General features: G+C 44.8%; 9 protein-coding genes. 7 read left to right on the top strand and 2 right to left on the bottom strand.

From position 1 onward, the window contains the following. Positions 1-129: 129 nt before the first annotated feature. Together ACFQPF_RS16525 and ACFQPF_RS16530 are read left to right on the top strand one after the other, a co-directional pair. Positions 130-1,851, top strand: coding sequence for a DUF6044 family protein (locus tag ACFQPF_RS16525; protein WP_379750991.1), 1,722 nt, complete (start codon positions 130-132; stop codon positions 1,849-1,851). Then, entirely contained in the window at positions 1,848-2,858 is a 1,011-nt protein-coding gene (locus ACFQPF_RS16530; protein ID WP_379750993.1) for a glycosyltransferase family 2 protein, read from the top strand. Before ACFQPF_RS16525 ends, ACFQPF_RS16530 begins: the two co-directional genes overlap by 4 nt. A 77-nt stretch (positions 2,859-2,935) precedes the next feature. On the opposite strand, the gene galU is transcribed toward ACFQPF_RS16530, so the two are convergent. Beyond that, positions 2,936-3,826: a UTP--glucose-1-phosphate uridylyltransferase GalU gene (galU, locus tag ACFQPF_RS16535; RefSeq protein ID WP_379750995.1), complete on the bottom strand. Its 891-nt coding sequence runs from the start codon at positions 3,824-3,826 to the stop codon at positions 2,936-2,938. 141 nt (positions 3,827-3,967) lie between these two features. Between galU and ACFQPF_RS16540 the strand changes: the two genes are divergently transcribed. The 4 genes from ACFQPF_RS16540 (at position 3,968) to ACFQPF_RS16555 (ending at position 8,090) form a co-directional block, all read left to right on the top strand. Beyond that, positions 3,968-5,026, top strand: coding sequence for an NAD(P)H-dependent flavin oxidoreductase (locus tag ACFQPF_RS16540; RefSeq protein WP_379750997.1), 1,059 nt, complete (start codon positions 3,968-3,970; stop codon positions 5,024-5,026). A gap of 142 nt (positions 5,027-5,168) precedes the next feature. After that, entirely contained in the window at positions 5,169-5,996 is an 828-nt protein-coding gene (locus ACFQPF_RS16545) for an STAS domain-containing protein (protein WP_379750999.1), read from the top strand. Between the two features lie 303 nt (positions 5,997-6,299). Further along, positions 6,300-7,493, top strand: coding sequence for a M14 family zinc carboxypeptidase (locus ACFQPF_RS16550; RefSeq protein WP_379751002.1), 1,194 nt, complete (start codon positions 6,300-6,302; stop codon positions 7,491-7,493). A 153-nt stretch (positions 7,494-7,646) separates the two neighbouring features. Next, entirely contained in the window at positions 7,647-8,090 is a 444-nt protein-coding gene (locus ACFQPF_RS16555; protein WP_379751004.1) for a universal stress protein, read from the top strand. Between the two features lie 41 nt (positions 8,091-8,131). On the opposite strand, the gene ACFQPF_RS16560 is transcribed toward ACFQPF_RS16555, so the two are convergent. After that, positions 8,132-9,838 carry an Ig-like domain-containing protein gene (locus tag ACFQPF_RS16560; protein WP_379751006.1) on the bottom strand — a complete coding sequence of 569 codons (1,707 nt, stop codon included), beginning with the start codon at positions 9,836-9,838 and terminating at the stop codon, positions 8,132-8,134. 242 nt (positions 9,839-10,080) lie between these two features. Here ACFQPF_RS16560 and ACFQPF_RS16565 point away from each other — a divergent pair, with 242 nt between their 5' ends. Beyond that, on the top strand, positions 10,081-12,351 hold the full coding sequence (locus ACFQPF_RS16565; RefSeq protein WP_379751008.1) for a YhgE/Pip family protein: 2,271 nt from the start codon (positions 10,081-10,083) through the stop codon (positions 12,349-12,351). Positions 12,352-12,391: the final 40 nt, after the last annotated feature.

Raw genomic sequence — 12,391 nt, forward strand, 5'->3', positions numbered from 1 at the left:
GCGGTTGTAAGCGATTACTAACAAACATTAAAGTAAAATGATTCAAAATGTTCAGACGTGTTTAAGCGAGCTCTAAATCAGCCATCTTAACCATTAAAAAGAACAGGAGACGGAGGAGTGGCGGAACTTATGAGAAAGTGGATACATCATGAAAATGTAGCGCTGTATGCCGCATGTTTTCTTCTCGTTCTTTATTTATCTCCTTTATTTTTGTTAGGCGAAAACGCTCACGTCCGGATTCACGACAACTTAGACTCGAATGTGGCTTGGTATAAAGTATTAAAAGAGAGCGGGCAGATTCTAGGGCCGATTGATGCGGTTATTCCCCAAGTGATTAATGGCCTGCCCCGCAACACCTTTGGAAATGAATTTAACTTGCTTGTGTGGCTTCATTACTTTCTTCCGTCCATGACTGCCTATGCGATCAGCCAAGCTATCGTGCGTTTGGTCGCTTTTGCTGGCATGTATTTGCTGCTGAAGCATCATGTGCTGAAAGAGAAGAAGGGCTCTCTTATCACGATTGGAACATCACTCTGCTTTGCATTGACACCGTTTTGGCCATCAGGGATGCTTAGCACGCTGGGACAGCCCATTGTGCTGTGGGCATTTTTGAATATTAGGGAAGGAAGATCCACTTTGAAAGAGTGGTCCGTGATTCTGCTTGTCCCTTTTTATTCGAGCTTTGTACTTGGCATGTTCTTCTTTTTATGTGGAGCAGGCTGCTTATGGCTGTATGACTTGCTCCGGTTCAAAAGAACGAACTTAAAGCTCTTGACCGCGATACTTCTTATGACATGTTTGTTCGCCTTGATCGAGTACCGTCTTTTGCTGTCATTGGTTCTAACAGAAGCACCTTCAAGCCGGAATGAATTTCTGGCTTCAAAGCTTAGCTTCCCAAGAACGATCCGGCTCTTTTTGAAGAATTTTCTAGTAGGGCATAATCATGTCATGACGCTGCATACATTAGTCATCCTGCCAGTATGGGGGTATGCCGCATTCTTCCTATGGAAAAGAGGGAGGGCAGGCGGGACCGGCTACAATAGATTTAGAAGCCTGTTTATATGGCTGATGACGCTGAATGCATTATTATCGGCATGGTATGCTTTCTGGTTCTTTAAAGGATGGCAGCCTCTAAAGAATGAAATAGCACTATTGAACACGTTTAATTTTGCACGATTTCATTTTCTGAGGCCGCTTGTGATTTATGTTCTTTTCGCAGTAGCCCTCTCTATATTGCTCAAGCGAAAAGGCATTTGGAGCGGATTTGTTTATCAATGCCTTTTTCTGCAGCTGCTTGTCCTCTTCGCCTTTAACGATGAAATAGTGTACAGAATATGGAAGCAGCCTTCCTTCAAAGAATTTTATAGCGTCGAATTGTTTAACGAAATAGAAGAATACATAGAAAAGCCAAAAGCAGATTATCGTATGGCCAGTGTAGGCCTTCATCCCGCGATTGCCCAGTACAATGGGTTTTACACACTTGATACGTACAACAACTTTTATCCTTTGGAATATAAGCATTCCTTTCGCCGGGTGATTAAAGGAGAGCTAGAAAAAAGCCCCTTGCTTAGAAAGTATTTTGACCAGTGGGGCGGCCGATGCTATGTGTTCTCAAAAGAATTGGGGAAAAACTACTTGCTCACGAAGGATTCAGGTGTCTCAATCCAAGACCTTTCTTTTGATGCTAATGCGTTTGCAGAACTAGGAGGAGAGTATCTAGTATCCGCTGTAGAAATTCAAAGTGCCCAAAAGAATCATCTTGTGCTTGAAAAAATATTTCATAGCCCGTCCTCTCCGTGGAAAATCTATTTATATCGAACAGAAGTAAGCCATGCTGGAGGTGCTTCATGAAACCGATTTTGACCATCGTCGTGCCTTGTTATAACGAAGAAGACGTGCTTTTGAACACAATGTCAGAGCTGCTGAAGGTTATGGATCGTCTCGTTTTAGAAAAGGCCATATCAAAGGATAGCCGTTTATTATTCGTAGATGACGGCAGCACTGACCATACATGGGCGATTATTGAAACAAAGGCGAAAAAAGACAATAAAGTAAAAGGCGTCAAGCTTGCTAAGAATGTTGGACACCAGAACGCCTTATTAGCAGGTTTGGAAGCAGCAGCCGAATGCTCAGATTGCATCATCTCAATTGATGCCGATCTGCAGGACGATGTGAACGTGATCGCACAGTTCATTCATAAGTTTCATGAAGGCAATGAAGTGGTCTATGGTGTTAGAAGCAAGCGGGATAAGGATACCTGGTTTAAGCGAGTCAGCGCGGAATCTTATTATAAGCTGATGAATGGATTCGGAATCGAGCTGGTGTTCAACCATGCAGACTTTAGGCTGATGAGTAAAAGAGCGGTGCTTCATCTGCTTAAATATACAGAGACGAACATGTTTTTAAGAGGGATTGTTCCTTTAGTCGGCTTTAAAACGGCCACTGTGACATATGAAAGAAAGGAAAGGCTTGCAGGAGAAAGCAAGTATCCTCTTAAAAAGATGATCTCGTTTGCATTGGATGGCTTAACCTCTTTTACAGTTAAACCGATCAGGCTCATTACGGCAGGCGGGGCCATCGTTCTCATTCTTGGTGCAGGGGCTGGAGCGTATCCATTGATCCAAAAGGCAGCAGGTAATACGGTGCCAGGTTGGACGTCCATCATGGCTTCTATCTGGTTTATAGGAGGTGTCCAGCTCTTAAGCCTCGGTTTGATCGGGGAATATATTGGAAAGATTTTTAAAGAAGTGAAACGGAGGCCCAAATTTTTAATTGAGGATAACCTGTTAGAGCCGCAAACACTAAAGCGGCATGAGTATATGAAATACAGGGTTAGAAGCAAAAGAAAGCACTTTTAAAAAGAATTCAGCCTAAGAGGGTCGTTGCCAGTTTCTAGATGGTTTGAGTGGAAGTGTTAGCCGTACCGTGGAGACAACTACGGTACGGCTATTTTTCGGATAGTGAGCAGCTGCTCCATAAGCTGCACTAATTCTGAAGAAAGGTCTTCCCGCTCTAATGCAAAGTGCAAGGTAGCTTTGATAAAGCCTTCTGGATCGCCAACGTCAAAACGGGTTCCTGAGATTTCACAAGCTAGCACAGCCTGCAGTATGTTTAAGCTGTTCAGCGCTTGAGTCAGCTGAATTTCACCGCTCTTATCAGCTTCGAGTGTTCCCAGTATAGGGAAAATATCAGGGCGGAGGATGTACCTGCCGATAATGCCAAGATTTGACGGTGCCTCATGAAGCGAAGGCTTTTCTACCATCCTCTCAATATAGGTCAGCTGCTCGTCTACCGGGCTGCCTTTAGGAGCGATAATCCCATATTTTGATACGTGCTGAGGGGATACTTGCTGAACGGCGACAACGGAAGTGTTATACCGTTCATATACATTCAGAAGCTGTTTTAAGCATGGAACGTCTGATTTCACAATGTCATCACCGAGCAAAACGGCAAAAGGCTCGTTTCCGATAAATGCTTGCGCACAGCTTATTGCGTGGCCAAGTCCTTTTGGTTCTTTCTGCCTGATATAGTGGATTTGAGCCATGGAAGAAACGCGCTTGATATTGTCTAACATCGCGTTTTTTTTTCGTTGCTTCAGGGTTTCTTCTAATTCATACGATACATCAAAATGGTCCTCGATCGCCCGTTTTCCGCGTCCGGTAATAATCATAATATCTTCAATTCCTGACGCAACGGCCTCTTCTACGATATATTGGATTGCCGGCGTGTCCACAATGGGCAGCATTTCCTTTGGCTGTGCTTTAGTGGCAGGAAGAAACCGAGTGCCGAGCCCTGCTGCCGGAATAATAGCTTTACGAACCTTCAAACGATACTCCCCCTTCCTTTTCCATTTCGTATATAGTCAATCTATTCAGAAGAAGGATGTCCCATTCAACGCATCGTTAGGCTGGTAAATGGCCGGCAGTTATCGTACGTTAGTTATAAAACAATTTGGTGGTGAGTGTCAGTGGATCATCGCATTCAAGAATTGTACGGCATCAGCATCCCTATTATTCAGGCGGGAATGGCAGGAGGCCCAGCTGGGGCCGAGCTTGCAGCTGCTGTGAGCGAAGCAGGAGGTCTCGGGACGATTGGTGCTGGCTACAGTGAACCAGCCGGAATCGTAGAATTAATTCAGGTTGTTCAGCAGCAAACCAGTAAACCGTTTGCGGTTAACTTATTTCTTCCTGAAGAAAAGGTTCCGTTTAGTGAGGAATCGTACACCACCATGATCAATAAGCTGAATCAACTAAGAAGGCGGATGGGGTTAAGAGAAAACACGATACTATCACTTCCTGAATTCACCTTTGAAGATCAAGTGTATGCGGCTCTGAATGCTGGATGTAAGCATTTCAGCTTTACGTTCGGAGCTCCTTCACCGTCCATTATGAATGAGCTCAGGAAGCAGGGAGCCACCGTTATGGCTACAGCTACTAGCCTTAACGAGGCGGTTTTGCTTGAAAAAGCGGGCGTGGATGCAATAGCCGCTCAGGGCAGTGAAGCGGGCGGACACCGCGGTACATTTATAGGATACCCTCTTACAGAGCTGACCGGCATGGCTGAGCTTGTTTCTCATATAACATCACGAGTTTCCATTCCTGTAGCTGCAGCGGGAGGCATCATGGACGGAAGAGGAGTAGCTGATGCGATGGCGCAAGGTGCGGCGGGAGTCATACTTGGTACAGCTTATTTAACCGCTGAGGAGAGTGGTGCTTCTGCTGTTCATAAACAGATGCTTCTCAAGGGCGATGCACCGACTAAGCTGACGAAAAGCTTTTCTGGCAAGTATGCTAGAGGCATCCAAACATCTTTAATGGATGAACTGGATGAGATGTCTGATATCCTGCCGTATCCGGTTCAGCACTATTTAACAGTGGATATTCGTAAAACGGGTGCCTTGCAGCATCAGCCAGAAATGACGTCGATGTGGGCAGGGCAAGGTTATTCACTTTGCCAGCCAGTCCTGGCGGGGGAGCTCACTCGGAATCTATGGTTGGAAGCGGTAAGGATAGCAGGCTGTTGTTGAATCGAGCTTGGGCGAGACACGGCATCCTCCTTTATAAATTGATATTGCAGAAAATCAATGTCTTTTAAAATGCCCATATGTTAATGTAGTAAGAAGATACCATATCAAGACAGGCATATGGAGAAAATGGAGGAAACGAAGAGTGAAAAGCACGAATTCCATGCAAACTGTTGCCGCCTATTTAAATGACAACGCCGAGCACCTTGCTGCTGAGCTCGTTGATCTTATTATTATGAAATTTGGCTTTGAAGTTCCTAAGCACGAGGTGAATCTAGCCAAAGATATGTATGTGGATTTTTTGCGTTTTCTGGGAGATTCCATTTATCAGACAAGTGAATCGGCACCTGCTGAGCTGATAGAATGGAGCAAGGTAAACGGAGAACGCGCCGCTTCTTCTTCTGGAAGAATTTCTGAGATTTTCATTCGCTATCCTGATACTCGGCTTGTTTTCTCAGACTTTATCATGCAGCTTGGAAATGAATTTCATCTTGAAACAATAGAAGTAGTCACCATCCTGAAAAAGGTAAACCATATGCTTGACCTCAGCATCAATGAAACAGTGTTTGCATTTGAACGGAAAACAGAAGAATTGATTAAGAACGCCCAGAAGGAAATTAATGAACTCTCTACTCCAATCGTACCTATACAAGATGCGATTGCAGTTTTGCCCTTAATAGGAGCAATCGATTCACATCGGACAGAACATCTGCTTAATAAGGTTGTTCCTAAGATTCCAGCTCTAAAAATAAAATACTTAATCATTGATTTTTCTGGAATTATTACCATTGATACAGAAGTCGCTGGCCATATCTTTAATGTCTATAATGTGCTGAGGCTGCTGGGTATTGAGGTCGTCGTAACAGGGATTCGAACAGAACTGGCAGCAAGAGTGGTTGAAGCGGGGATCGATTTTTCCACGATCATTGTACATGCCAACGTAAAAAAAGCGATTGAAAGCATAAATCTATAAAGAGAAGATGTTGGAAAAAGGATGTCCGAAGTGGTCATTCTTTTTTTACTTGGATGTTTTCACAATCTTTGTTGCTTTTTGAAATAAGGTTAGGAAAAAGTATAAGCCCAACTAAGGGTGACCTAACCTCAGCCGAATTTCTTTATGTCACTATAAGAAAGCAGCGCCGTCTGTGAGTATCCTACTATTTTAAGTAATGCAATTGATATAATAAAGGTTACTTTTCTCATGCGCTCTCTCAATCAATTACCCCTATAATTTAACTATATTTAAATATTAGTAGGTTCGTAAGGGAGAGAGAAAATGAGAAGGAAATTACTGGCGGCTGTTATAACGGCAGCCGCGGGTTTCGCGGGTTTTTCGGCCAATGCAAGTGCGGCAAGCTATGTGAACCCGAACCAGACGTATACATATGAAACGATGACGAGCAACATTAAGACCCTTGCTCAGAAATATCCTGGACTTGTTCAATACCGTTCATTAGGGAAATCACCATACGGCCGAGATATCTGGGCTGTTAAGCTGGGGCGCGGCGATGCGACTGTGCTGTACAATGCATCGCATCACGGGAGAGAATGGCTGACGACTAACATAGTGATGGAAATGATCGATCAGTATAGTGAAAAGTATACGGCTAAGGCTGTGATGGACGGCTATAACGTGGCAAACGTACTTAATAATACGTCCATTTGGTTTATCCCTATGACCAACCCAGACGGTGTGACACTTCAGCAGAGAGGATTAGCGGCATTTCCAGCTTCAGCACATGCCGGCCTGATTAAGATGAATGGGGGCAGCACCAACTTTAAGCGATGGAAATCAAACGCTCAAGGCATCGACTTGAACCGCCAGTATCCTGCTAGATGGGAGCAGATTCAGAATAACGCCAAGTCTCCATACTACAAAGATTACAAAGGAACGGCTCCTCTGCAAACCTCGGAAACAAAGGCGGCGTACAACTTGACGAGCCTGGTCAGCCCTGAAGTGACGGCTTCCTATCATACAGCAGGACGAATCCTTTTCTACCACTTTAATTACGGTGCTGGCACGTATGGCGGTGATAAACTGATGGGGGACACCCTTGCTAAAATGACAGGCTACCGACTCATTCCCCCTGATCAATCGTTATCAAGCGGTGGAGGATACAAGGACTGGTTCATCCAGGCTTATAAAAGACCTGGATTCACTTTCGAGCTTGCTCCTTATCCTGGCGAGACAAACCCGCCGGTTTCCATTTTTGGCGAAGAATGGATGCGTAATAAAAAAGCGGGTCTCTACATGGCTGCGGAAGGCGACAGGCGGTGGGAGAAGCGTTTGACGCCACTGAAAAAAGCAGTAGCTGTTTCCGTAAAAGTCCCGCTGTACGACAGACCGGATTCGCGTCATAAAATGGCTGCAGCAAGCCTGTATCCAGGCACGTATACAGCGAATGCTTCGTATGGCAGCTATTATCGTATTCAAACTGTCCTTGGACCTAAATGGATTGTCAAACCATAGCGTTAACAAAAAAACAGCCGGTTGATATGGGAACATCCAGTCAACCGGCTGTTTATATTTGATTGAACGTTGAACAGTCTGTTTGCTGAAGTTGGCACGAGGGTAAAATAATCTTTATAGATACCGGAAAACTGATGAGAGGAGGACATTCAAATGAACGTGTATAAAAATATTCTCGTGGCTGTCGATGCATCCAGCGGGGCTGAAACAGCGTTTAACCGGGCGGTGGCTGTAGCGCTGAGAAACGAAGCAAGCCTTATGCTGGCGCATGTTATTGAGAGCAGCGTTAACATTCCGAGAGAATATTCAGGCGGGCTGCGGACGCAGTCTATTGAAAAATCAGAAGCGTGGGCCGATCAGCTGTTAAATGACTTTAAAATAAGAGCAATCGAGAGCGGTGTGAAGGATGTACGCACACGAATCGCGATGGGAAATCCAAAGGTCGAAATCATAAAAGGAATCGCCCCCTTCAACAGCACGGACCTTATCATATGCGGTGCAACGGGAACGAACACCCTGCAGCGGATATTCATTGGAAGCGTATCAGAGTATATCTCCCGTAACGCGGTGTGTGACGTACTGATCGTGAGAGAGTAAATGAAAGAAAGCAGCCTTTGTTGAACAGGCTGCTTTCTTCATTATTTTACAGTTACTTTGTAAGGGCTGCTTACATTGCCTGCCGCGTCTTTCGCTGTGCCAAAAATAACCGTTCTTGATTTTTGAGGTTTAATAATGATCTTGAACTTGCCATAAGCATCGGCTTTCTTTGTGCCGATAACATGTTTTCCCGCTTTAAGGGTCACGATCGAATTCTTTTCAGCGGTACCCGATACTGTGGTCGTTTTGGTGGTTATCGTGGTGCTGATGACAGGACGGACAGGCGGTGTTTTATCCGCTATCACTTTTTCTGTTTTTTCGCTGATGTTGCCCGAAGCATCTGCTGCAAACACACGAAGTGTCAAACCGGCGGCTTGATTTTTGATGCTGGCTGAAAATTTACCGGATGCATCAGTCTTCGCTTTACCAATGGTTGTTTTTCCCGACTTAATCTCAATTGTAGAATAAGCTTCTGCTTTTCCTGTCACTTTGACGGAAATAGAGCTTATCGGATTCACAATGGGTTTGGATGGCGGTGTTTTATCGAAGACTCTTGTTTCTGCCAAGGGACTGAGTCTGTTTAAAGAGTCTTTATAGAATGCTGTTATAATAGTATCTGCTCTGAGCGGCTGCACGGTCGTTTTAAAGATTCCCTTACTGTCAGTGTAGATGACCTTTTTAGAGGCGCCAAATTGTATCGTCACCTCAGAGTTTGGCAGGGTACTGCCTGAAATGGACGTATCATTGTCATCCACATCATGGATGACGGGCCGGATCAGCATTTTCTTTAAATAGGCAGAAGAGACATAGCCGCTGATCTTGTTGTCCGTAGTTTTGACAGGATACCAGACGAACTGGTTCTTATTGGACATCTTTTCTGTGAACGCGAAAGGACCAGTGACAACAAGTTCAGTTCCTGTGGTCAATGTTTTAATTAAGGTGCTTTGTGTATCGGGTTTTTGCCGTACATTCACGTTATCGGTTACCTTCACTCGGCTCCCTGCAGAAAACGTATAATTGGACTCATGTAATTCTCCGCTGAGAACATACAACTTTTTAGTAAATTGGATGTTTCGCTCGCTGTTTGGATCATACTCAAAATCGGAGAGTGTGAACGGATACTGAGCTAATGAAATACTTTCCATGTACTCATTTTTGACTATTTTTAAGGACACTTCTTCCTGATAAGCCTTTCTATTAATCTTCCCATAATCAGGGGAATTGGGGCTTTTAACAATCGGGCTGTTTACGGGCTTTATTCCGTTATAGGCCATGATCGGAAAATACCAATTTTCAATCACAAATTTTTGATCGGCGATGGTTGTTTTTGGCAGATCTGTTCTTTCGTGATACATGCTGTTCAAATGCTCTGCTCCTGCCTGGATGTTGTAAGTCAGGTCATTCTCAAGCTTAGATGTTTCAAATTGCGGCTGGTTCGTCAGTTGCATCAAACCGATGCCATTGTCTGTCGAGACGAATGGGCTGCCGTCACTGTTATATTGCACCCAATTTTCATTCTCCTGTACCGCAACTGACTTCAACACTTCAGGCGGTATGCTGTTAGCCAGAGCAGCAGCTGTTAATAGGCAGTTTACATGCTGCCTGCTTGGATTTACTCCCACCTTTAGTTCACCGTATGAAGAACATTTTGAAGACCATGAAACGTCTAATGCAGAAGTGTGGGCAGGCAGGGCAAAAGCAGAAGCAGTGCCAGCTAATAAAATCCCCGTAATAAGTAGCTTTTTCATCTTTTTCTCCCATCTTTAACACTTAATCTTTTAATCTCTCATATTCGTATTTTACCATACAATGGAAATGCACTATAGCAATACGTATAAAATATTATTTGATAATACTTTTTATATAGGGAAGCACTAGTGCAGAAAGGGTATTTTCTCTGGTATGCTAGATTTTTTTATTTTGTTAGAATATTATGAAAATAATGTGAATGGCGGTTCATTCATTTAAATCACTTTTCGGAGGTGTTTGTATGAAATGGCTTAGCTTGCTTTCGACAGAATTTTCCAAGTTGACGGCGAATAAGGGGATACTGTTATCGGTCATTGCCGCGATGCTCGTGCCAGTTGTTTATGGCGGCATCCTGCTGTCTGCCACTTGGGGGCCGTATGATAACCTGTCCAATCTTCCTGTCGCGGTCGTGAATGATGACCAAGGAGCGGTATTGAACGGCAATGCTGTCCATGTTGGGGAAGAGCTTGTCAATAAGTTAAGAGAAGGAGAGGCGGTTGGCTGGCGGTTTGTCGACTCCGGGCAGGCGATGAGGGGCCTTGAGAATAATGAATATTATATGGTCATCCGTATTCCAAAAGACTTTTCAGAAAAAGTGACGACTGTGATGGAGCCCAACCCACAAAAGCTGAAGCTGGAATACATACAAAATGAAGGGCTTAACTTTCTTGCATCGCAAGTCACAAAAACAGCTGCAGAACGTATTCGCGAACAGCTTGCAAATACCATTACTGAACAATATACGGCGACAGTTTTTTCGGGGCTTGAGGACGCAGCAGGCGGGATAAAGAAAGCTTCTGATGGCTCGGCGAAACTGGCTGACGGTACATCACAGCTGCATGAGGGAACGGAGAAACTTAACGAATCGGTATCTGGAAAATCAGGAGACATTGCAAAGCTTGCCGATGGTGCCGGGCAATTAAAAGCTGGAACAGGGCAGCTCGCCGAAACACTTGCGGCAAAGCAAGGAGATATTACGAAACTTGCAGAAGGAACGAAACAGCTGAAAAACGGGACGGGTGTTCTTCTTGATAATTTGAATAACAGCGCAGCTGACATCGAGAAGCTTGCAAAAGGATCAAAAAAGCTGAAAGACGGGACGGGGCAAGTGCTTGCAGGACTTCAGAAAGCAGAGGCGGGAAGCAAGAGCCTGAGTGACGGAGTCAGAGACCGGCTCGTGCCGGGCAGCCGGAAAGTGGCCGATGGAACGGGGAAATTGAAGGAAGGATCAGCAAAGCTTGCAGATGGAGCAGCACGCCTTGTAGCTGGCCTAGAAGAATACCGAAAAGCTAATCCTACAGTAAACGTGGGACCGTATTATCAGCAAATCGTTGACGGTGCAAAAGAAATTTCTTCGGGACTAAGCAGTATGTCTGCAAAATCGGTAGCATTAAATGAAGGCGCTATCAAAGTGGCGGATGGAGCAGAAAATACGCTTCAGCCTGGCACTGCTGCCCTGCATGACGGGATCAGCCAGCTTGCTGCAGGGCAGGAAAAGGTTGATCTCGGAGCGGCACAGCTTGCTGCAGGAAATGATAAAGTGAACTCAGGATGGACCTCTCTTATTTCTGGTGTTACAAAGCTAGATGCCGGTGCAGCGAAAATCTCAAATGGTAATGAAGCAGTAGATGAAGGGTGGAAAAAGCTCTCCTCTGGTGCAACTAAAATTGATGACGGGATGGGCAAAGTGAGCAGCGGAACATCCAGTGTGAATGAAGGGTGGAAAAAGCTGGCTGATGGAACGTCGAAGCTAAACGATGGTGCCGGAAAAGTGAATGAAGGAAGCGAGAAGCTATCGGATGGTCTTAAAAATGGAGCAGAAAAAATGGAAGGTGTTCATGCCGGGAAAGAGAATGTTCAAATGTTTGCCTCTCCTGTTGAACTCGAAGGCAAAAAGATAAACGGGTATGAACATTATCGGGACTCCACAGCTCCATACGTACTGACGATAGGCCTTTTTGCGGGTATCCTGATCTTGTCTCTTTTCTTAAAGTTTGATAAACCGCCTTTTGTTACACGCACAAACTGGTTTGTTGTGAAATTTTTGCAGCTGGGAGCGCTCTCCATCGTTCAAGCTGTCATGATGCTGATTGTAGCTTTCGTCATACTTGGAGTTCAAGTAACAAATCCGGCAGCGCTTATCTTATTTACTATAACAGCAAGTCTTACGTTTGCGGCCATTGTACTGTTCCTAGCCTCTTTCGGGGGGAATGTCGGACGGTTAGCAGCGCTAGCTCTTGCGGTGCTTCAGCTTTCCACTACTGGAGCGAACCTGCCTGTCGAGATGCTGCCGGAAAACCTGCGAGATTTAAGTGAAGTATTGCCGTTTACGTACAGCATCTTAGGATTCCGTTCCGTTCTAACACTCAATGACTTCAGCGGAGCAGCGGCGAATATGGGAGTTATAGCACTTTATTTTGCTTTGTTCGCCTCTCTTTCGCTCGTTGTATTCCTGTTCAAAGGAAGAACGCATAAAGAATATCAAGAAAAAAAGCAAACTGCAGCACATTAATGAAAGGACGGAAGCTGATAGAGGCTTCCGTCCTTTCGCG

This window comes from Fictibacillus iocasae (genome assembly GCF_042665465.1).
GTDB classification, from domain to species: domain Bacteria; phylum Bacillota; class Bacilli; order Bacillales; family Fictibacillaceae; genus Fictibacillus; species Fictibacillus iocasae.